The following is a 21,753-nucleotide window of genomic DNA, read 5'->3' as shown; positions in this document are numbered from 1 at the left end:
TTAGATCGGGAAGGCCTGTTCAAACGCGGCGCGGCCAGAGGGTAGGAAGGAGACGGCGCGGCTGTCTTTCTCGCGTCGGGCCCAGCCGTTGGTGGTAAGCTGTGAATAGATCGCTGCGCCAAGTCCACCGGCGAGATGGCTGCGCCGCTCGCTCCAGTCAAGGCAAAGGCGACAGAGCGGGCGGCGGGCGCTCGTCAGGGCCGTCATATCGAGGCCAAAGCCGGTCGCCCAATCAAGCCCCGCGTCGTTGAGGCGCATGTCAGGGCCGCCCAGTTCGAGGAAGCCGCGCATGGCGAGGCTGTCAAATATCCGCACGCCCGCTGTTCCAGCAAGGTGATCGTAACAGACGCGCGCCGCCCGCAAGGCCGGGTCGCGCGGACCGGTGCGGGTGCGCATGTGGCCGCTTGCAGCGGCGAGGCCCATGAGGGCATCGAGCGCGTGGGCGACCTCTTCTCCGGCGAGTTGATAATACCGGTGACGCCCCTGACTGCGCAGGGTGACAAGGCCGGTTTGAGCAAGCTGTTTCAGGTGGCCAGATGCGGTGGCAGGGGTGATTCCCGCTTCTAGCGCCAATTCGCCTGCGGCCAGTGCTTTGCCCTGAAACAGCGCCATGAGGATATTGGCGCGGGCCGGATCGCCCAGCATGGCACCTATGCGCGAAATATCCGGGCCTTCTTTCATCTGGGTTTTCATATTGATCAGCGTGGTGTGCGCGGCACGCGGCGTCAAGCGGAGATGCTTTGGTCCGGGCCAAAGCATGGGCGTGCGACGATGTGTCAATATGGTCTAAACAATGAAAGGACGGCCAAAATGATTACCTGTTTCATCCGCTATCACATCGACCCCGTGCAGCGTGAAAATTTTGAGCAATATGCCCGCAACTGGGGGCAAGCGATCCCGCGTTGTGGTGCGGATTTGATCGGCTATTTTGCGCCGCATGAAGGGTCAAGCACGCTGGCTTATGGCGTCTATTCGCTGCTTTCGCTGGCGGCATACGAAGAGTATCGGGCGCGGTTGGCTGATGACCCGTTGGGCCGCGAGAACTATGCTTTTGCTCAGAAAAAAAGGTTTATCTTGCGCGAGGATCGCACGTTCTTAAAGCTTGCGTCGGCACCACATGGGAGGGCGACAGCATGATCGCGGTGATTTTCGAAGTTTGGCCAGCGGAGGGGCAGCGAGAGGCATACCTCGGCATCGCCGCGGCGCTAAAAGCGGATCTGGAAGCGCATGACGGCTTTATCTCGGTCGAGCGGTTCGAGAGTTTGAGCGCGCCCGGCAAGATGCTGTCGCTGTCGTTTTTCCGCGACGAGGAGAGCGTTGCGGCATGGCGTAACCGCGTCAAGCACCGGGGCGCCCAAAGCAAGGGGCGCGGCGGGGTGTTTGCCGACTATCGCCTGCGCGTGGCCGGGGTGATGCGCGATTATGGTCTGGAGGACAGGGCGGGCGCGCCGCAAGACAGCCGAGCCGTGCATGGTGGGGCTTAGAGTGCCGAGACGGCGCGACCAATTATCCCTGCACCGACCTCTTGCCAAAACGGGCGTGCTTCTGTAATTCGCATCCTCACGGTCGGAGTGTAGCTCAGCCTGGTAGAGCACTGTCTTCGGGAGGCAGGGGCCGGAGGTTCGAATCCTCTCACTCCGACCAATAAAACAAGGCGCCCTAGGGCGCCTTTGTTGTTTGCGAGACAGTGATCCGAGGTTCGTTGAACCTGAGCCTAGTCGAACTCCAACGCGCTGGCGGCTTTACGGAGGTGCTCCGGGCTGTAACGCGCATAGACTGACGCAGTGATCCGCGAATCCGAATGGCCGAGAAACTGTGCGATTTCCTCCATCGAGACGCCTGCCTCAGCCATATGCACTGCTGCAGTGTGCCGCAGCACATGAGGTGACACATCAGGTAGATCCGCCTCAACCGCAGCCGCTTTGAAGCCTTTCTTGATGGATTTCACAGGTCCACCAGCCCACTCCACGACAAAGTCGGACAGTGCGGCCTTCCGCGCCTCCAGAAGCGCGGCACGAAGGCTCTCAGTCATAGGAACGATAGCCCTTCCTTTCCTATGCCCTTCGCCAGTGCGGAGGTTGATCTGACGACGCTCGAAATCCACCCGATCCCAGGTTAGCTCCAATATGGCCGTTACCCTGGCCGCCGTAGACAACATCAGCCGGATAGCGAGCTTGGTATGCGGTGCACAATCGACCGCCAGGAGCTGTGTGATCTCCTGGCGCGTCAGATACCTCTCCTTGGGGGCCGGTTTACTGGGGCGTTCGATGTAGGGCGCTCTGTCGATCAACCCAGTCTTCTCCGCCCAATTCAAGCAGGTCCGCAGCTTGCCGAGCTGGGTCCAGATCGTGCCATCCTGAATACCTGCCTTCCGGCGATCTGCAATGTAGGCCTTGCAATCCTGCACACTGATCTGATCCGGGCGAAAGGCGCCAAACCACGGCAGCACAGAACGGCCAGTGTATTCCATGCTTTCGTGCACCGGGCGGCCTACGACGGTCTCGCTGTATGCCTTCCAGATCGTTGCCACGGTCAGTTCACTCTTTCCGGCGGTCTGGGCGAGGAGGACATCACGGCCTTCTGCTTCGGCGCGTTCGCGGGTTTCCGCCTCAAGACGATGCCGGTGTCTGTTTCCAGCTTCATCATACCAGACGACGACGAAACGGCCGTTGAGGCGGCCAATTCTGTATTCCTGCACTTCTCATATTCCTCTACTACTTGTGCCGAGATGCGAAATTGACGGCCAACTTTAAAGCCTTCCAGCGCCCGGACTTGCAGAGCTGACGGACGGTTTCGGAACTACAACTCCAGCGCTCTGCGAGAGTTTTGGGGGTATACGGCGGGGACAAAGTGCGCTCCTTTTTTGGCAAAATCATTTACTCTATAGCGTTCGCGACGAGGAATGCGCTTTGGATTTCAAATAATTTTTCAACCCATTGAAATTGAACAAAAGAATCTTTCAGCCAAAATCGAGAATACTTACCGATTACCACCTTGCGTTAGAAAAACGCGGAAGCTGTCGCCTGCTATCGCGACAAAATGTTTCGTCTGTAATCGCCACCCACAAAGGCACAGAGCGGCTCTCATGATCAACACATTTGGTATAGGAGCTTTAGGGCACCTGGACATCGCGGAGTCAGAATGGATCCCCTTCGCGCACGTTTAGATTTTTTTAGGGCTTCGCTCTTCCCACGATCATGCACGATGGCTTTCACCGGAACGTCGCGCCATTCCTTATCTGGGTTTTGCGATGCAAGAAGTCGTTTCGCCCTGAGCGAAAACAGAGGAGGATAGGGTTCCGGTGAGGTGCGGCGATTCAGTCATTCCTCGCGGCCATCCCCTGATACGTCTGCATCATGCTCTCCGAGGCGCTCAGAGACGCTGTAGGCGCCGCACACGGCTCAAGGTTGGCTCGTTCGCTGTCATTGCTCGCCTCGCACAGGAACCGCAGCCAGGCGCGCTTGTTACGTGCGGATGACCCCTCCCAGTCGAGGATAACGCTTAACTGCTCCTCTTGGCTCTTCGGAAGAAGTGCATGGTCGCTTGCTCGCGCACCTCGTGTTCGCCCTCCGTCCTAGTATCGGCGAGACCGCAACGTCTCGTAATGTGCTGCTTGAGTTTCCTGCATCCAATACATAGACCGACAGAAAAATTCGAGTGGACAGCGCGAGTAACGGCATGCACCCAGTAGGGAATGAATTTCTTCTAGATCGCAGTGCACACCAATTAGCGGCGCGGTCGGGCTTGTTCGAAAAAGGCGATCCGAAGGGCGCGATCACAAGCCAAAGTTTCATTCTGCGCCTCAATACCATTGTTTCGCGCCAATACAGCGAAGTCAAAAGACGTATCCCCGCGTCTCTCTCTGATGCGATCTCGGCAAGCGGGTGGCTGAACAAATATGCGGAGCTGGTTGCTTTTGGGCAATGGCTACTTGTTGATGGACACCCTGGGATGCTGAAAAAAGGCGGAAAGCAGCCAAACCCGCATATGATCCTGCAAAGTGTCGCAGTCGCCCTTTATGAGCTAAACTTCCGTCCGAAACTCAAAGAGCACGGTCTTGCTCAAGCCGAACGAAAAAGCCGCACGCGGGAAATCACAAAACGCGATCTAGCCGAACAATGGCGCAAGCTGCTCGGTGAGAAAAAGGAGCCCTCATTCTTTGATTCTCGCCTCCGGTCGATGAAGCGCATTCTGCCAGCCTACCTGGAGCATCTGGAGTCCGGGCACTTTGTGGTTGACGGCAAAATGATCAAGAAATCGCCAGAGATCGAACTGGTGCTGAAGGCGATCACCGAAAAATGCACGGCCGGACCGGAAACGAAAATCCCCGCGATGACGAAACCAGTGACATCAGAGCCGGCAGACTTGTCGCCGTTCGAGATCGAGCTTCGCTATTCGTCGCCTGCTCAGGAAGAGGAATATCGAAACTGCGCCGGGGCCTCCCCACCGCCGCCTCACCTGCGATATTTGCCCACCGCGACGTCCTCCACATCCACAAGTGGTGCAGTCCGCGCAGATCTGAAAGACAAGATCGCCTTGGTCCCGGATGTAGCCATCCGAGATGCCTACAAGGTCGTTGCCCTGATCGACCGGATCGTATTGTTGGTGAACACGGCGACTCAAACTGACTATAGCGCGCTCAGAATGAGTATAGCCAAGAACGCAGGGGGATCTCCTTATGTTCATGACCTCACAATCAGCCAGGGGGAAGAGATTGGGGTGCGAAAATCCCGATTCCAGACATGTCAAAGAAGACCGGGTATCATTTCGCAGTCATGATCCAGGAGCCCACGCCGGACACGCTATTGAAAACTCTAAGGGTGATCCGCGACGGTCCTGGTATCGACAGAGTAGTCATACCTCATCTGATTGAGATATCCGTCGATTTCTATCCGCGTGATACTAGTTTTCCAGAAGAGGCACTCTTTCGCCGTGAGCAAATGGTCGGCCTTATTCAGCGCCATCATTGGAACCGGCACCAGTTCTATTGCAATCCCGCACTGAAGCAACCTCGTGATATCGATGCACGCCAAATCTACAATGACCCTGCCCCAAGCGGTCACAAGGACAATAGAACACGCTTTCTATTCGCTCACGGCAAACCAGATAGCTTAAACGCCGATTGGATGATCGATCTTCCTGAGATCAGACAGCGCATTCTAACCAGCAACACCGGCGAGGATCTCTACCTGAACTCGACCGTTTTGAAGGGGGCGCAGGCTGCCGGTTGCCAGGTCAGCCTACAGCACAAAATCGCAGACCGCAGAAACCGAGAGAAGAACACGAAGAAACTTCTGCAAGATCAAGAACGCCGCGCGCGCATCGAGGTTACACTCTCCGGGGAAGATGCCCTAAAAGATCGTGGCCTCGCCACCATCGACGATCTCGGATCCGTGTCGTTTCGGAATTTAACCAAGCCATTCCTCTCCTTTGCGCTCGGCACGACCGAACCTTGGAAGCACCTTCTGGAGGATGCCCAGGTTCAGATGCGGACACGCGGCGTCTACGGCGTCGAGCTGAGGAACCGTGCACGCGCCCGAGAAGAGCGTGAAGAGCTGCGCCGGTCCGGCGAAAAACTGCCGCGGAAGAACGACCGTGAAGGCAGGGGGCTGCAGAGCTGGGAGGAGATGAACGATGTAGTCGGCAAATCCTTAGATGAGTTGCGGCGGCGCTGGAGTGGCTTCGTCTGGAGGTAGGCGTTGAACGGCACGTGTGCCAGGCGAGCGTGTCGGGTGCGTCTTCTAGCCCATGCCCCACACTCTTCTGCTTCTGCCTCTTTCTCGTGCGTGGGGATGTAGGAGTAGGTATATTGTGGTAGAAGAGTATATAGATATATTAGGTTCCCTAGTTAATAGGCCCCCACGGTTCTCCCGCCTCCGCAGAAGACAGATGAACGCCTCAAGGTAAGCGTTTACTGACTATCCTCAGATCTCACAGAGGCACGCGAGGACCTCCTCCCGGCGCTAATATCCGAGAATTTGGCGTCAAAGCAGCTGCCTTAAGAGCTAATCATGCGCCTGATCATGATTTTGCGTCGAACCAAAGCCGAAGCGTTTCTCTCGGCTAGGAAAACCTGTTCCGTATGCGCGGCGAATGAGTGCGTTCATTGTCGGCGGTGAAACAGATCAATCTGGGTTTTGAGCTGCCACTGCCAACGAGCTTTACGACTTACATGAGTTTAACCTTCCAGACCGGGAATGTGCAACGCATGTTTTTCCGCAGCTCGTTCTGCAGCTTTATCTGATCCACCTGCGGTCGGTTCGCCTTCTGTCCAGCCAAGACCGAGCCCAAGACGATTGCAGCACCCAGAAGCTGAACTAGAGAGAGCGACTGGCCCAGCCAGAGCCACCCAAGCGTCACCGCTGTCACCGGGCTCATCATGCCTAGCATGGAAACGGCTCCGGGCTCGATCCGCGCCACACCCCTAAACCAGAGCGCATAAGTTGCCGCTGCGCCAATCAGGCCAAGCCATGCCAATCCGGCAAGGTTCGTGGTCGTCAACGGTGGCAAAGCCGGCTCCATGATCAGCGCCAGTGGCAAAAGGATCAGGCCACCCGCCGTCAGTTGCCAAGCGGTGAAGCTCAGCGCCGAAACCGGCGGTTGCCATTTCCGGCTGAGCACTGTGCCTGCCGCCATAGAGGCGGCCCCGCCAATACCAGCAGCAATGCCGACCAGGTCTAGCTGCGCCTCTGGGCTGATCAGCAGGAGCGCGACGCCAAACACACCCGTGGCGGCGGCAATTACTGCCCCGGCCCGGATCGGAGTGCTCAACCAGCCGCGCGCCATGAAGATGACGATCATCGCCTGCAACGACCCCAATGTCGCCGCCACCCCTCCCGGCAACCGGTAGGCTGCCACGAAAAGCAGCACCCAGAACAGCGCGAAGTTGAAGCTGCCCAAGAGAAAGGTGCGTCCCAGCCAGGCACGCGGCGGCAGGCAGCGTGTCGCCGCCAATAGCAGCAGCCCGGCAGGCAATGCACGCAACGTGGCCAGCGTGATTGGGTAACCTTCTGGCAGGGCTTCGGTGGTGACCAGGTAAGTGCTGCCCCAGACGGCAGGAGCCAGGGCGGTCAGAAAGATGTCGGTCGAGCGGGACATGGCGATGCTCCTATTTGGCGGATTACCACAGGGTGTGGATTTTCAGTTGCGGACGCTTCGGACACGGGAGCAGCCCAATATCCCGCCGCAAGTGAGGTGATAGATCGCAGCGCGCATGGCGCGGCAATCGCGATGGTTTGAACAGTCGGATCAGAAGGGATTTCATGTCGGTCTCCTTTTAGGCCACGAGCCGCTTTGCGGCACGGATTTGCGCGGCAAGGTCTTCGCGTGGCCCATTGACCAAGCGTGCGCCGGTTTCCCGGATGATGAGTGTCGGGACGGATTGAACCTGGAGCGACCGGGCGCGTTGACGGTCGGTTTTGACGGCCAGAACCGTTGCCGTGTCGTTGAAGACGTCTGCGAAATGCGCGGTGTCAAAACTAAGTGCCCCCGCCGCATCCAGCACGACCTCGGGGTCGGCAATGTTGCGCACCCCGCTCAAATGCACGCGTTGAAGCTGGTCGAACATGTCCCAATGGGCGGCCTGCCCGCCGATCCGTTCCGCCGCCTTGCAACCAACCGCAGCGGTCAACCCGTGCGGATAGTCGAACGGTGCCGCCTGCATCGCATCAATGTCGACCAACTCGGGCCGGTCGCTCACCTCTCGGCAGACCGCCCAGTGACCCAGGATCGTTTCGCGAGCCTTTTCTGGTGTGCCCCATCGTGCTGCCATCTCGGCGCGGCTGGCTTGCAGGACGAAGGTGTGATGACGGACATCGAGATCGAACTCGGTGCTCAAGTCGCGCATCCGCGACGAGATGTTGAAACACCAGCAGCACACGACGTCATGGAAGAAATCTACTGTAAGGGTCGGCATCAAGCGGCCTCCCCTTGCAGGTTGGCCCCGGCCAGCCGTGCGGCGATCCGGGCCACATGAACACCTTGGAACCGCGCTCCTTGGAGATCTTTTTGCGACGGGCTGCGAGACCCATCCGGCCCTGCGATGGTGCCGGCGCCATAGGGAGCGCCACCGACGATCTCTTCGATCGAGGTCTGACCGGCATAGGTGTAGGGCATCCCGGCGATCAGCATCCCGAAATGTTGAAGCGGGATCTGCGTGGAAAGAAGCGTTGCTTCATGCCCGCCATGTTGCGATCCGGTCGAGGTAAAGACCGCCGCGACCTTGCCCACCAACGCATTGCGCGCCCAAAGACCTCCTGCCTGGTCTAGGAATGATTTCATCTGACCGGCCATCATGCCGAACAGGGTTGGCGTGCCGAAGATGATGGCGTCGTAGTGTTCAAGGTCGGCAGGCGACGACAGCGGGGTGTCGTCTGCGACGAACCCTGCTTTCCGGCGGATCTCTTCGGGCACGGTTTCCGGCACACGGCGCACATCAACATGGGTGCCGATAACGCTGCGTGCGCCGTCTGCCTCGGCCTGCGCCAAGGCGCGGACATGGCCATAACTGGAATAATAGAGAACAAGAACGCGTGTCATGATGAACCTCTCGGGATTGGGTGTTTGCATGCCCAAGAGGATGGGAAATGTGGCGCGCCGGAATAACCCCGCTGCTCTCACTTCATTCTTTACGTGGCTTGAAGAATGTCAGGCGCGCAACGCCGCTCGAAGATGGTCGATGAAGGCCGAGGCTTTGGCATCCATCCCAAGTCGGGACGCCGTGACGGCGAAGATCTCCGGCGTCGGGAGCTCAAGGTCGGGAAGAACACGCACAAGCTCTCCTCGTTCCTCAGGGCCTTTCGAGACGAAATCGGGCAAGGTGCCGATCCCCTGTCCGCCAATTAGCAAATCGCGCAGCACGAGGCTGTTGCCCACACGCACCGGCGGATCAATCTCAAGCGTGACCGCCTCACCCCGTCCTGAAAGGCTCCAGGTTGTCAGGTGATCTGCGAGTAGGAAGCCAATGATCTTGTGATCAAGGAGGTCTTCTGGCCTCTGCGGCACTCCATGCCGCTCAAGATAGCTTGGCGACGCGTAAATCCGCTGACGCATCTTGCCGATCTTGCGCACGACCAGGGCCGAGTCTGGCATCGCCGCGCGAATACGGATCGACAGGTCAAATCCACCCTCGACCATGTCCACCACCCGGTCATCCATCGATAGCGTGAGGCGCAGATGCGGGTAGGCTTCAAGAAATTGCGGCAAAAACGGCGCGATAACCATCTGCCCGAATGAGCTCGAAGCATTCACGCGCAAATGACCACGCACCGCCCCAGCTCCCTCGCGGATGCGGTTCTCGACCTGCTCAACCGCGTTGAGAATACCTATGGCTTCCTCATAGTAGAGACGCCCGGCATCGGTCAGCGACATCGACCGCGTTGTCCGAGTCAGAAGAACCGACCCCAGGCTCTCTTCCAGCAGCTTCACCTCGCGACTGAGCAAAGCCGGAGACACACCAAGATCCTCAGCTGCGCGCGCAAAGCTGCCGCGCTCGACGATGCGGCGAAAAGCATGCATGACGGATAGCTTGTCCAACTTCGGGCACCCGTTCCAGTCAGTAGGTCACCCAGGAGGGCGCAATGACCTAATTGTAGCACGAGCGTGTCAGCAGTGCGAAGGGGCTGTTTCGAAGTAACTAGAATACAGACTGGCGAGCACGGCACGGTCGTCAGCCATGACAGATCGATTTCACATCAGAGCGCCCCTGGACGACTCCAAATACTCAGAGGACGAAAACAAGGGCGCGACATGGGAGCTTCCAAACGCGCGGACATCGCGGCGCCAGAACGCATCCTCTTCATGCCCTTGAGGTTTTTCTAGGACTTCGCTCTTCCCGCGCTCATGCAAGATGGCTACCACCGGAACGTCGAGCCATTCCTCATTAGGGTTTTGCGATGCAATAAGCCGTATCACCCGGAACGAGAATAGAGGAGCATAACCATCCATGGGGACGGAAAGGATGCTTGCAGTCTAGCGCATCCCCAACCTCCTCTGGACGATCCAGCACATCTCAACGTTCTCCAGCCGTTGATCGCGCTGCCGAACATCTACTCGTTCCCACTGCTTGTGCATCACCTACCCTGCTCTGACCAGTGTCGCTCATTGCACAAGCTCTACACGCATTCACTCGCTCTCAGGCGCGCACTGTGCGTCCCTGAGCATGATCCGCGTTCGTCACACTTACGTGCTGTGAACTGGGCTTCAGGCCGCCACTGCGCGTTTCTGTGACCCTGGTGTCGATACGCTGAGTCGCCAAGCCCTTAATTTCTTGGTTCCGCACTTCTCAAATGTTTACATTTTTCTGGGAAAACGTGGTTTGGGAGCAGAATCTGTCAACATAATGTAAACATTGGGTAAACATCTAAGCCCGAAAACGAGGCAAAATCACACGTTTTCGAGCCTCAAATGTTTCCGACTTTTTCAGTCATGTAAACATTCTTCAACCCGATGGAAACGTCATGCAGGGATCCGGCGAGGCGCTGCGATCAAGCCATTCCTCTTAACCGCACTAGCACTTGCAAATATCAAGCCCTCCGAGGCGCACAGAGACGCCTTAGGAGCTGCACACGGCGCAATGTGGGCCCAGGGTCGCAGTCATTGCTCACCTCGCGCAGGAAGCGCAACCAGGCGCACTCGTTGGGGGTCAGGTCGTCACTTTTGTCATTCATGGTGCTTACCTACCAAAGATGGTGTTGATCGCCGCCTGCGACCTGCTGGTCAGCCTAGGGTCGGTGTTGTTGGAAGCCTCGCGGATCGCCTGCAGCCAGCCAACTTCGTTCGCAGTGACGGGTTCGCCGAACACCTCGACAATTGCTTCGGCCGCCGTCCGGCCGATCGCCTGTTCCAAGGCGAGCCGCATCACGTAGGCAGGGTCCGCTTCCAGTGCGTGCGCCGTGGCCGGGACGCGATCCAAGGCCACCTTGGAGCTCCCCTGCTTGATCATCGTGATCATGTTCGCGTTGGTGTATCCTGCCTGCGCCGCTATCTCGGCTTGGCTCTTGGTCGGCTTCAGTTCGAGCGTCCGGCGCTCGACGAACTTGGCCAACAGTGTGTCTTCGTGCGGTTTTGTGGGCATTTTCTACTCTCTTTGAAATTGCGCAGCAAATGCTGCTTTCTATTGTTATAGCGATTTCTAGTTTGGGAACGTGCGGCGGGAAGATTGCAGCAGAGGGCAGGAGGAATAGAGCGTGCATGGCTCCTATGAATCACTTGATTTTTCGCTTGTTTGAGCGAAGTAAAGTAGCGAATTTGCCGGGATTGAGTTCAATAATTCCGACGTGGTCAAATTTGATTAATCTTGATGTCTTCAATAGCAAAAATGATGCTAGTGGACCGCCTTGACGCACTGGTTTCCTAAGCTTGCAATGATGGCATCTTGCGTTCAGCTAGTAGGCGATGCAGCCGGCGAAATATTTGGCGCTGAGTTTGGTTGCTGATAACCTTTAACACCTTGAAGTTGCCGAACGGCTGCTTTGGCGGCGGCGCGCATGGTTTCTATGGCCGGCAAGCCCTGTTGGTCCTCAAGCACAATAAACTCCATGTTATCGTAGCCGAGTTCAAACCCCTCTACCTTTAGATGTTGAATGAAACCCAAGCGTTCCGGCATGTCGATAGATGGTTCGGGGACAACACTTAAGAGCTTTGCATGTCGAAACTGATTGAATGCAATGTGATAGTTGGAAGTCACGACCGGTTTGGGAGGGAGCAACCCGTTGAGGCGAAAAGCGGTTTCCAGTGTTGCGTTTAGAAAACTTGCCGGATCGGGGAGTGCCCAAGGGTGTTGGATCAGTTGGTGCGGTTCTACCCGGGACTGTTCCAGAAGCGGGTGGCCAACCGAGCAGATGACTGCGCCGCCAACTTTGACAATTGGTTCGCTGCGAAGCCGGGCGCGGACATCAACGGGCACCGTGCCCCAATCCAAACGACCGATGTAGCAATCAATTTTTCCGGCCAATAACGCATCAATCATTGCGGGTTCTGCACCTTCGGATGCGATGAGGCGCATAGGATTTTCGGGCTCGTATAAATTCAATTCGACGCAAATAAGAGGCAACAGGTCTATGCCAACCACCAAGTTTACGCCGATGCGCAGAGGGGGCACTTCTTGGTTTCGAAGGCTGTGGCTCAACTGATCAAGCGATGCCAAATGAACGTGCAGCACTTCCTGCGCCACTCGACCATGCTTGTTGAGCGCAACACCCGAGTGAGAGCGTTTAACAAGACGCACACCGAAGGCATCTTCTAATTGCTTCAACATATTGCTTAGGGCTGGTTGCGTTAGGTTCAAGCGTTCCGAGACCTTTCGCAAGGTCCGAGTTCTTCGATCAAGCTGAGCAAGCGTAGGTGACCAATGCGTAATCTTTCAAACTGAGGGCTGGTTGGCGACATAATGAAAATCTATCACGTGCCAAAGAAAAATCAAATTTTCTTCTGACTGCACTTCGATATGTTTCGCAAGTAGGTCTTTTGCAACGAGGACACGTCTCCGAATTTGCTGACGTGTGCAAAACACCGATAGGGGAGGGGCTCATGCCGCCAGGACGTTTCATCGCAGCATTTCTGCTGTTTTTGTTTAGCATTCTTTTGCTGGTTTTCATCATTCCAGCCGAGATTGCGCCTACCGACGGCTATGCCGTTTCAGCACGATTGATGCCCTACCTCGCGGCAGGAGGCATGTGCGTCCTTAGCGGCGTTGAAAGCTTTCGACAGTGGCGCGCTCCAGAAAACGAGAGCGCTTTACGATTAGCGGAAGTGCGAGCGCTGCTGGTTGTCACCGGCGTTTTGATAGGTGGCGCGCTCTTGTTTCTTTATGTGCATCCGCTCGCCGCGGGTGGGTTTGCTGTCTGCGCCCTGATGTTGGATCTGGGTGAGCGCCGTCTGCTTTCACTGATCCTGCTTCCCGGTGTGCTGATGGCGTTGACCTATTGGCTTCTCTACCATGTTCTCGGATCGGGAATAGCATGATGGAAGGGATAACAACCGGGTTCGCAGCAGTTCTCGACCCGATGACCATCTGCTGGGTTTTTGTGGGTGTTTTTGTGGGCTACGTGGTCGGCGCCATACCGGGCATGGGAAAAGGGGTGACGGTGGCGGTGTCGATCCCGCTGACCTTCTATATGACTCCAATTATCGCGATTTCGTTCCTTGTGGGGATTGCAAAAGGTAGCACCGCTGGAAGTGCTGTTTCCGCCATATTGCTGAATGTCCCAGGTGAAGCGTCTTCGGCGCCTACGGCGCTGGACGGGTTCCCGCTGTCTCAACAAGGCAAGTCACAAAAAGCTCTGAAAATGGGCCTTTACGCGTCGGTGATAGGGGATTTGGTGTCGACCGTGGCACTTATTCTTCTAGCGCCTCCTTTGGCCAGTTTTGCGCTTCTTATCAGTCCGATCGAAATGGCGGCAATCCTGCTCTTCTCTCTGACCTTTATTGCCGGCCTTGCCGGGGGATCGCTCGAGCGCGGATTGATTGCTGGCATGTTTGGTTTGCTCGTGGCGACAGTAGGTGCCGAACCTGAAACTGCGATCGAGCGCTTTACCTATGGTTTCCTCGAACTCTATGACGGCCTCGCTATCGTGCCTGTTGCCATCGGCATGCTTGCAACGTCGGAAATGGTCGCGCAAATCGCTCAGAGCTATGGCCGGCGGAAAAACCACGCGGCTGTTCCTGTGGCAAAAACCGCCGACGACAAGCGTGTCACCAAGGATGATTGGCGCCGGTCGGGACCTTCGATTGCCCGCGGAACCGTTATCGGGATTGGCATTGGCATATTGCCCGGATTGGGGGCGAGCATCGCCTCGTTTCTATCCTATGGCGCGGCCAAGAGAGCATCAAAAACTCCGGAGAAATTCGGGCAAGGCGCAATCGAAGGGGTCGCCGCATCGGAAAGCGCAGATAACGCGGTTGTTCCAGCCAGCTTTGTGCCTTTGTTTGCGCTTGGAATACCGGGGAGCGTGATCGCTGCAGTGCTGATCGGTGCCTTTGTCATTCACGGTGTGACCCCTGGCCCGATGATGTTCGTGCGTCAGCCCGAACTGGTCTACGGCATCTATGCCGCCATGATTTTGGCCAGCTTTGCGCTTTTGACGATTGGCTCGGTCGGGCAGCGGTTTTTTTCGTGGGTGGTCACGCTACCCATGAAATTCATCGCGCCCACTGTGGTCTATTTCTGCGCACTTGGTGCCTACCTAGAGGGTGGCGGCATCTTTGATGTTTCTATCATGATTATCTTCGGCGTAATCGGGTTTTTTGCGAAGAAATACGATTATTCCTTTGTGACATTTTTGATTGGCTTTGTGGTTGGTCCAGCTTTCGAGCTGGCGCTACGCCAATCCATCGCGCTCACCAATGGCGATCCTCGCGCGTTGGTCGAACATCCCATCGCAATCGTCTTTTTGCTGCTCACGCTTCTCGCTGTTTGGCGTTTTGCAGCCTTTCAGAAAAAACAACGCAGAGAGAAAGGAACTCCATCATGAAGACCAAGCTGAGAACCGCTGTAACTTCGTTTTTGCTTTCAATTGCAGGTGCTGTGACCCTGTCAGGTCCGGCACTTGCAGAGGCGGATTATCCGACGCGAGCGATCACTTTGTATGTCGGGTATAAAGCTGGCGGTGCGACGGACACCGTAGGCCGGGTTGTCGCAAAAACCCTAAGTCGCGAGTTGGGGCAGCCCGTGAACGTCGTTAACCGGCCGGGGGCAGGTGCGAGCATGTCGGTCAAGCAGGTTTCGGCGATGAAACCTGACGGCTATTCCCTCGTTTTCAATCCATCGGATGCGTTCACATGGAACCCGCTGCTTAACAAAAGTCTCAACTTTACGCCTGATGATTTTGAATATGCAGGCACGATTACCGCTTACCAATACGGCATGGCTTCGCCGGTTGATCGCCCTTTCAACACAATGCGCGAGTTCGTCGACTATGCGCGTGAAAACCCCGGTCTTAAATTCGCAACGCTGGGCCCGGCGGCAAACATGGTGATGGAATACATCGAGAAGACCGAAGGCATCGAATTGTCCTATGTGCCAGTCGTCGGCGGAAGCGGCATGATCAATATGGTGATGAGCGGCCAGGCGGATATTGCCCTGAGCGGCGGCATTCACGTGCGCTTCCCTGATAAAGTGAAATTGATCGGTGCGCTCACATCAGACCGACATGCAAGCAACCCCGGTGTGCCGACCTTCAAGGAACAGGGGATCCCGATCGCAACGGATGTTGTGACTGTCCTTGCTGCGCCGAAGGGAACATCGCCCGAGATCATGGAAAAACTGTCCAAAGCGCTCTTTGCTGCGACAACCGATCCCGATGTGCTCAAAATGTCGGAAACCATGTCTTTTCCAATCTCGTATCGCAACGCGGCTGATGCATCAGCAGAGATGCAGGCGCAGTGGAAATTGTTCAAAGCGATGACCGAGACCATTGGCAAAACAAACAACTAAGAACGCGAAGGACAAAACGTATGTTTAAGCCACTTGAAGGCGTTCGCGTGCTTGACCTGACCCAGGTTCTGGCAGGCCCCTATGCGACCTATCAGCTTGCTCTTCTGGGTGCGGATGTGACCAAGATCGAGCCTCCCGAGCGCGGCGATTGGGCACGTGCGGGGCCTGCGCTTCCCGAGCATGCCGGTCAGAACATGGGCGTGAACTATCTTACCCAGAACGCGAACAAAAAGTCGGTTACGCTTGATTTGAAGACCGAGGAGGGGCAGCAAACGATCCGCAAGCTGATTGCGCAAGCCGATATTTTCGTTGAGAACTTTCGCCCGGGAACGGCTGCGCGTTTGGGCTTGTCGTTTGATGACGTGAAGGCTTTGCGGCCCGATATCATCTACTGTTCGATTTCCGCCTTTGGTCAGGACGGTCCGATGTCACATCGCCCTGCTTATGATCATGTGATTCAGGGTATGTGTGGAATTATGACCACGACCGGCACCCAGGATTCGGGGCCGACCAAAGTTGGTGCGCCTTACATCGACTATGTGACGGGGTTGAATGCGGCGTTTGCGGTTCTGACTGCTGTGCTCGATCATCGAAGCAATCCAAGAGCAATCCAGCTTGACGTCGCTATGCTGGATTCCTCGCTTCTTTTGATGGCGTCCATGATGACGCAGAATTTGTCGATGGGGATCGAGCACAAACCGACAGGGAACGAAGCGTTCAGCGCGAGTCCGTCATCGGGTGCTTTTGAAACCAAAGAAGGTCTCTTGATGCTGGCGGCAAACAACGAACGGCAGTTCAAGGCCCTTTGCGGTGCATTGGGGCGCGAGGACATCTTGCAAGATGAGCGTTGGTCCGAGCCTTCGACGAGAGCGCAGAACGGTAAGGCGTTGCGGGATGAGTTGGTGGCGACCCTCAAAACGGAGACCGCCGACGAATGGGAATTGCGCTTGGACAAGCAGGCGGTGCCTGCTGCGAGAGTGCGCACTCTTGGCGAAGTGTTGAAGGAACCACAAATACAAGCGCGCGGGTTAATGCATCAAATGACTGATCCCTTCGGCGGGAGCTATGCAGTTCCCACTCTGGGCTTCAAAGTTGATGGCGCAACGGTTTGTCCCACGACGCCGCCTTCGGCATTGGGTGATGACACGGAAGAGGTTCTATCTCGGGTAGCAGAGGTATCAAGCTAAGGCCTGGTAGGACTCGGGCGCAGCGAGTTAGAAGTGCTTTGCAAGGTCAGCACGTGACCCAAGGGGAGCTTAGAGCACAGAAGGCTACTTCGGTGCTTCAAGTTCCCCTTTTGCCTGCAGTGCAAGGGAATTTTTGTTTCAGGTTCCGCAATGTGCCTAGGAACATCGTAGCGCTACTAAACTTGTTTTCTATGCTGTGCACTCGAGGCGAAGAGAGGCTGTGCCCGTAAAGCCAAGGCGTGTTTTAGCACAATGAAACTGACCTGAGCCGCATGTTTCCTCCACCTCTCGAAGAGTCTTCGGATTTGGTTTGCTCTGAAAGTAGACAGCGCTCTTTGGTTCAACGAACCCGTCTAACCTGAGTTCGATTGGTTTGCTTGGCAGCGCAGGCCGAAAAACAGCGCTCCATTGACCAGAAATCAATAACTTGGCCACCTGCTCCGATCTTCGGGAGGCAGGGGCCGGAGGTTCGAATCCTCTCACTCCGACCAATGAAACAAGGCGCCCAAGGGCGCCTTTGTTGTTTGCGGGACAGGGGCAGGGGCATCGGGCGCAGCCGGTTGCGGCGGGGCGCAAGGTGCGTGCGATTAGTAATTGACCGTCACCACAACTGAATCAGAATAGCTTCCCGGTGGTGGGGATTGGCCGGCGTGGATGCGGCCATAGACGGTGAACGCCTGATTGCTGCCGAGGCCGTTGGCGTCGACATCAGTTGTCGAGGTGTCGCCCCAGACCAGCGAGCGGGCGCTGTCGCGGTAAAGGCCGTAGGCGAGCGTATTGCCGCCCGAACTCATCTTGCGCATTGCCGGGTTGGTCACGCCGGGGCCGGTGCCCATGCCCATGCGCACGGAATAGGCGGTGTCCGAAGTGCAGCGCACATTGACTGTGGCGCTTTCGTCGATCGGGGAATTGAGCGAACTGCTGATGTAGCCAAAGCTGAGCGTGGTGACGTCGATTTCGCAACTCGGCACAACTTCGGCGCTTACGGTGAAGGGCGGCACGGGCACGGTTGCCCCCAATAGACCGCAGGCCAGAACGCCGTAGGTGAGGCTGATGTTATTGGTGCCAGAGAACGTCGAGCTGTAGGAGCCGGTGCCGACGCCCACGGATTGCGATGTGATGTCGGCATAAAAGGGCACCGAAATGGTGCCGCCTGTCAAAGGCGGTTTGACGAACATGTGGTTGAGCGTGCCAAAGGTGCCGCCATTGCCAAGTGGACGCAGTTGGTATGCGAGGGCTGCGTTGTCGCCGCGCCGCATGTAGCGCGGAGAGTTGCCTCCGCCCGCGCCGCCGCTGCCGGGTCCGAAGCTGATACAGGCGCCGGTCAGGGGGGCGAGGATGCCCGTGCAGGTGACGGTGATCACGCCGGAGGTCTGGTTCACCGCCCCGGCGCGCACGCTGACGTTGCCGAAATTGATATCGCTGACCGAGGCGGAACAGGTCGCCGCCGCACTGGCCGATGCAAGCAACAGCCATGAGGCAAGCGCCAGAAACGCCAAGCGCAGAGATGTGCCGCCGCGCCGGATCATTTGCACACCACCGGGTCGATCATGTCTTGCATGCTGACGCTTTTGGCGTGGGTGAAGCGCGCGGTGCAGGGCCCGTTGACCGTTTGGATTTTGAGCGTGTTGGTCTTTTGCACGTCTTCGATATAGGCGATGCCATCATAGCCGACATAGGTTTCGGATTTCGAGCCGTTGGCATAGATCACCGCGCCCGGTGGCAGGTGGTTGCCAGCCGCATCGCGCAACACGACAACGACCGAGGGCGCAGTAGAGCCTTGGAAATCCACCAGTGTCCCGGCGCGACGGGCCGGGACAACCTCCATCGCAGTGACGCCGATGGTGGTGTCGGCGGGAATATCACGCAGGTTAAGCGAGACGCGGTTCTTGCGGTGTGAGGCAAGGCCGGGCACCAGCGCCTTGCCCGATTTGTTGGTGCGCGCAGCGCGGCGGTTTTGCAAATAGATCGGCACGTCGGCCGCGCCGACATCGACCACGGCAAAGCTGTCGCGCACAGTGTTGCCGGCAACAATCGCGCCGCCCGTGCCAACCAGTGCGCCGTCCATTTCGGCCCGCAAGAAGCCACCATTCTTGCCTTGGCGCGCCTCAAGACCAAAGCGGGCGTAGCGGCTGCGATAATCGCCGCGCGCCGAGGCGATGGCGTTGTTCTTGCTGCCTTCGATCTCGAAGTTGTAGCCATAGTCTCCGATGTCTTGCCCAAGCGAGCGGGCGAGGCTTGTGCTTGCCGTCAGCTCGCCGGTGTAATCATGGGCGACGTTGCTGCGCACATAGGTGCGCTTGCCCAGCGACATCGACATGCTGAGCGAAACGCGGCTTTCGCGGTTCTTGGAATTGTAGGAGCCATTGAGGCTGAGCGAGCCGCGACCATTGGCAAAGGGGCGGCCGAATGAGGCGGAATAGATCAGGTCCTCGGAGTTGGCGCGTTTGGAATTGACCATGCTCAGCCCGAGCTTGCGATTGTCGCCGCCCACCGGAATGGCAAGGCTAAGCACGTCGAGCGCGCGCGGGGTTTCCAGAAGCGAGCCGCTTGTCGCGATTTCGCCTGCGCCGAGAAAATCAATGCCGGTGGCATAGGCCAGATCGGCAAACCCCGGCTCGGAGCGCATGCTGCTGGCGTTTACGTCGATGCCCCAGACCGTGGTGCGCAAAGAGGCATGCACAAAGCCCGCGCGTGTGCCGTTATAGTGGCTTTGCCCCACGGTGAGACCGGTTTCAGCCAGCGAAAAAGGCACGGTGTAAAAGCCAAGGCTATACATCGACAGGTCATTCTTGGCCTCGGCGTGGAGTTCGAGCGTGACCTTGCGGCTTAGCCCGTAGCGCAAGCTGCCTGAGGCGATCATATCGTTGGCGTAATCGTTGCTTTTGCTGCCATAGGATTGCCGGGCGTGGCCGACTTCGAGCGAGTAATCCGCCAGCCCCTTCTTGAGCAGGTTCTGGGCCGCGAAGAAGCGCACCTTGCGGCGGGTGACATTGCCGTTCTGATCGCGCACTACGATTTCGGCGTCGCCTGCTCCGGTATAGACGGGCAGGTCCTGTAACTCATACGGGCCGGATTCGAGCGTGCCGGAGTAGGCGCGGTTATTTTCGATGAACACATCGACCGTAGAGGGCACAGCCGCCGCGCCGGAGAAGGACAGCGATTGCTCGGTCACAAGATCGGAACGCAGGCTGAAATCGCGGCGCAGTTGCACGCCCCCCATACGGATTGGGCGCCCCCATTGCAGCGAGGACGACATGACATCGCCCGCCGCAAAGGTCAGCGCATGTTTGGCGTTGTGGGATTCAAACCGAGTCTCTTGGCGCACAAACCGGGTTTGGCCGGTGGCGCCGGTGGAGTGTTGAACAAAGCCGGTCGAGCTGAGCGTGCCAATGGGGGAGAAGATCCAGCCATCCAGCGCGGCGCTTGCCGCCTCAAGCCCGAAACCACGCCCCGAGTTGTTGCCCAATTGCGCGCTGAGCGAATAATTCAGAACAGCGCCGAAGGATTTGATCGGCTCTTCAAAGCCGGGCCGGTAGGACGCCGAGCTGACGACGGGCTGCATAAGACCGTGCAGCGCGTTGATGTTAATGCTTTGACGCGTGGCGAAATAGTCAAAGCTTAGCCCTTCGATGTCATCGAGGTATATCTGACTGCCCAAGCTGGCAGGTGGGCGCAAGCCGATCTCTTTCATTTCGGTACGGGTGATCGAGAGGCGGCGGTTTGACGCGTGAACCAGAAACTCAGCGACCAGCCCGGTGCTTTTGCCGTTAACCGACACTTCGAGCATGAGCGGCGTGTCGGTCTCGAAAACGGGCAGCTCGTCAGGGATGCTGGCGTTGACGTCAAGCCGAGCGGGCGCTGGCTCGGGGATGGCGGTGCCGGGGGGCACGGCCAGAATAGCACCGATCATTATGGACTTTAAAACATCACGCACGGAAACACACCAATCGAGGGCTCAGGGGTCGACCCATACGGTGACGTCAGCTTGTGGTGGGCTGACGCCACCGCGAGGGCTTGCTTAGGAGGTGAAGCACAGCGGCACGGAATGCCGAACCTGAAGCTTCACAGCCTTTTTGCTTTGCTCGCGCCCGGGCAGACGATCAACCAGCACGCGGTAGCATTCACGCTTGCGCACCGCGCGCTTTTTGACCCGCACGATCCGCACAGTCAGTTCCTGACCTGGACGAAGCTTGGCCACGGGGGGGCTGATCACCACGTCGCGCGTGGGTTTCATCTTGGCCGGGTCGTCGCGTTCGTTCCATTTCATCACACGGACCTGGAGGACGGACAGATACTTGCCGCCCGCCTTGACCGTGAGGCTGGTTTGTTTGTTTGGGTTTGGCACTGCCAAACGTGTCGGGGAAACGGTCAGGCTATCGGCGGTTGCGGCGGTTGGAACCGTCGCAACCGTGATCAGTGACAGGCACGCGGCCAATGTCAGAGTTGCCTTGCTAATCCGTTTTATGCTGCTCGATTTTGTCACGGGTTTTCCCATTTTTTTGTACACAACGTTGCTGATTAGTGGGTCAGCGTCACTACAATGGAGTCAGAATACGACCCCGTGGCGTAGTTGCCAGCGGGAATTTGGCCGTAAACCGGGATGATGACCGGGATTGCGGGCGCTGCGTTGCCGGAGAAAACGTTGCCATCAATGGCCACTTCGTTGGCATGCGCGATGTCCGAGTGGAGCTTGTAAGGGATGGTGTTGCTGCCGCCATCGGACATGTAGCGCACACCGCTTGAAGCCTGACCACCGCTCCCGAGGGAAACGGTCATGCCGGTGCGGCTGGAGGTGCAGACAACGGTGATGACACCGGGGGTGACTTGGCTTGCATCGCTTGAGGTGTCGACGGTCGCGAAAGACAGTGCAGTGCCTGCAATGACTGTGCAACTGTCGGCCACGAAGGCGTTGACGTTCAGGTTTGTAACTTCTTCTGCGGCCATCACGGATGTGCCCGAGAGGCATGCGCCGAGCGCAATGAGTTTGAGGAGTTGGGGGTGTTTCATTTGAGGAGCCTTTCCTGTCAATTGTTACCAACACACGTCCGCTTTGCGATCAGATGCATGCGACGAAACTCCTTATGAAGTTCCCGCGAAATGCGGCGAAAAATTGAATTGAAGTGGGCAATT

20 protein-coding genes and 1 tRNA gene are annotated in these 21,753 nt (G+C 57.4%); 9 read left to right on the top strand and 12 right to left on the bottom strand.

Features of this window, described 5'->3' with window-relative positions; genetic code table 11:
* Entirely contained in the window at nt 1-681 is a 681-nt protein-coding gene (locus N4R57_19220; GenBank protein UYV39621.1) for an ArsR family transcriptional regulator, read from the bottom strand.
* Nucleotides 682-810: 129 nt separating this feature from the next.
* Here N4R57_19220 and N4R57_19215 point away from each other — a divergent pair, with 129 nt between their 5' ends.
* The 3 genes from N4R57_19215 to N4R57_19205 all read left to right on the top strand — a co-directional run bounded on the left by N4R57_19215 (nt 811) and on the right by N4R57_19205 (nt 1,644).
* Entirely contained in the window at nt 811-1,137 is a 327-nt protein-coding gene (locus N4R57_19215; protein UYV37069.1) for an NIPSNAP family protein, read from the top strand.
* Nucleotides 1,134-1,484, top strand: coding sequence for an antibiotic biosynthesis monooxygenase (locus N4R57_19210; protein UYV37068.1), 351 nt, complete (start codon nt 1,134-1,136; stop codon nt 1,482-1,484). Before N4R57_19215 ends, N4R57_19210 begins: the two co-directional genes overlap by 4 nt.
* Before the next feature lie 83 nt (nt 1,485-1,567).
* A tRNA-Pro gene (locus tag N4R57_19205) sits at nt 1,568-1,644 on the top strand.
* A gap of 70 nt (nt 1,645-1,714) precedes the next feature.
* On the opposite strand, the gene N4R57_19200 is transcribed toward N4R57_19205, so the two are convergent.
* Nucleotides 1,715-2,698, bottom strand: a complete 984-nt coding sequence (locus N4R57_19200; GenBank protein UYV37067.1) for a tyrosine-type recombinase/integrase — start codon at nt 2,696-2,698, stop codon at nt 1,715-1,717.
* A 959-nt stretch (nt 2,699-3,657) separates the two neighbouring features.
* Between N4R57_19200 and N4R57_19195 the strand changes: the two genes are divergently transcribed.
* Nucleotides 3,658-4,779, top strand: coding sequence for a hypothetical protein (locus N4R57_19195; protein UYV37066.1), 1,122 nt, complete (start codon nt 3,658-3,660; stop codon nt 4,777-4,779).
* Nucleotides 4,743-5,696, top strand: coding sequence for a hypothetical protein (locus N4R57_19190; GenBank protein ID UYV37065.1), 954 nt, complete (start codon nt 4,743-4,745; stop codon nt 5,694-5,696). Before N4R57_19195 ends, N4R57_19190 begins: the two co-directional genes overlap by 37 nt.
* Before the next feature lie 472 nt (nt 5,697-6,168).
* On the opposite strand, the gene N4R57_19185 is transcribed toward N4R57_19190, so the two are convergent.
* The 6 genes from N4R57_19185 to N4R57_19160 all read right to left on the bottom strand — a co-directional run bounded on the left by N4R57_19185 (nt 6,169) and on the right by N4R57_19160 (nt 12,307).
* The gene (locus tag N4R57_19185) at nt 6,169-7,098 is read right to left on the bottom strand and encodes a DMT family transporter (GenBank protein UYV37064.1); all 930 of its coding nucleotides are present in this window, start codon (nt 7,096-7,098) and stop codon (nt 6,169-6,171) included.
* Between the two features lie 178 nt (nt 7,099-7,276).
* Nucleotides 7,277-7,915 (bottom strand): DsbA family protein, encoded by a 639-nt coding sequence (locus tag N4R57_19180; protein ID UYV37063.1) that lies wholly within the window; start codon nt 7,913-7,915, stop codon nt 7,277-7,279.
* A complete protein-coding gene (gene wrbA / locus N4R57_19175; protein ID UYV37062.1) occupies nt 7,915-8,538 on the bottom strand; it encodes an NAD(P)H:quinone oxidoreductase in 624 nt (207 codons plus the stop codon). The genes N4R57_19180 and wrbA overlap by 1 nt, the downstream gene beginning before the upstream one ends.
* A gap of 108 nt (nt 8,539-8,646) precedes the next feature.
* Nucleotides 8,647-9,516, bottom strand: a complete 870-nt coding sequence (locus N4R57_19170; protein UYV37061.1) for a LysR family transcriptional regulator — start codon at nt 9,514-9,516, stop codon at nt 8,647-8,649.
* A 1,156-nt stretch (nt 9,517-10,672) separates the two neighbouring features.
* A complete protein-coding gene (locus N4R57_19165; GenBank protein ID UYV37060.1) occupies nt 10,673-11,074 on the bottom strand; it encodes an XRE family transcriptional regulator in 402 nt (133 codons plus the stop codon).
* A gap of 306 nt (nt 11,075-11,380) precedes the next feature.
* Nucleotides 11,381-12,307 carry a LysR family transcriptional regulator gene (locus N4R57_19160; protein ID UYV37059.1) on the bottom strand — a complete coding sequence of 309 codons (927 nt, stop codon included), beginning with the start codon at nt 12,305-12,307 and terminating at the stop codon, nt 11,381-11,383.
* 221 nt (nt 12,308-12,528) lie between these two features.
* Here N4R57_19160 and N4R57_19155 point away from each other — a divergent pair, with 221 nt between their 5' ends.
* The 4 genes from N4R57_19155 to N4R57_19140 are packed head-to-tail and all read left to right on the top strand — an operon-like array spanning nt 12,529 to nt 16,620.
* The gene (locus N4R57_19155; protein ID UYV37058.1) at nt 12,529-12,963 is read left to right on the top strand and encodes a hypothetical protein; all 435 of its coding nucleotides are present in this window, start codon (nt 12,529-12,531) and stop codon (nt 12,961-12,963) included.
* Entirely contained in the window at nt 12,963-14,471 is a 1,509-nt protein-coding gene (locus tag N4R57_19150; GenBank protein ID UYV37057.1) for a tripartite tricarboxylate transporter permease, read from the top strand. Before N4R57_19155 ends, N4R57_19150 begins: the two co-directional genes overlap by 1 nt.
* The gene (locus N4R57_19145; GenBank protein UYV37056.1) at nt 14,468-15,433 is read left to right on the top strand and encodes a tripartite tricarboxylate transporter substrate binding protein; all 966 of its coding nucleotides are present in this window, start codon (nt 14,468-14,470) and stop codon (nt 15,431-15,433) included. The genes N4R57_19150 and N4R57_19145 overlap by 4 nt, the downstream gene beginning before the upstream one ends.
* Before the next feature lie 20 nt (nt 15,434-15,453).
* Nucleotides 15,454-16,620, top strand: coding sequence for a CoA transferase (locus tag N4R57_19140; protein ID UYV37055.1), 1,167 nt, complete (start codon nt 15,454-15,456; stop codon nt 16,618-16,620).
* 587 nt (nt 16,621-17,207) lie between these two features.
* Here N4R57_19140 and N4R57_19135 read toward each other — a convergent pair.
* The 4 genes from N4R57_19135 to N4R57_19120 all read right to left on the bottom strand — a co-directional run bounded on the left by N4R57_19135 (nt 17,208) and on the right by N4R57_19120 (nt 21,630).
* Nucleotides 17,208-18,149 carry a spore coat U domain-containing protein gene (locus N4R57_19135; protein UYV37054.1) on the bottom strand — a complete coding sequence of 314 codons (942 nt, stop codon included), beginning with the start codon at nt 18,147-18,149 and terminating at the stop codon, nt 17,208-17,210.
* Nucleotides 18,146-20,533: a fimbria/pilus outer membrane usher protein gene (locus tag N4R57_19130; protein ID UYV37053.1), complete on the bottom strand. Its 2,388-nt coding sequence runs from the start codon at nt 20,531-20,533 to the stop codon at nt 18,146-18,148. The genes N4R57_19135 and N4R57_19130 overlap by 4 nt, the downstream gene beginning before the upstream one ends.
* A 108-nt stretch (nt 20,534-20,641) precedes the next feature.
* The gene (locus N4R57_19125) at nt 20,642-21,058 is read right to left on the bottom strand and encodes a fimbria/pilus periplasmic chaperone (GenBank protein ID UYV37052.1); all 417 of its coding nucleotides are present in this window, start codon (nt 21,056-21,058) and stop codon (nt 20,642-20,644) included.
* Nucleotides 21,059-21,141: 83 nt separating this feature from the next.
* Complete coding sequence (locus tag N4R57_19120) at nt 21,142-21,630, bottom strand: spore coat U domain-containing protein (GenBank protein UYV37051.1); 489 nt, start codon at nt 21,628-21,630, stop codon at nt 21,142-21,144.
* Nucleotides 21,631-21,753 lie beyond the last annotated feature (123 nt).

The organism is Rhodobacteraceae bacterium D3-12 (genome assembly GCA_025916135.1).
Lineage (GTDB): Bacteria > Pseudomonadota > Alphaproteobacteria > Rhodobacterales > Rhodobacteraceae > JAKGBX01.
The sequence above is the reverse complement of the archived record's forward strand: the minus strand, read 5'-3'. Positions and strand labels throughout refer to the sequence as shown.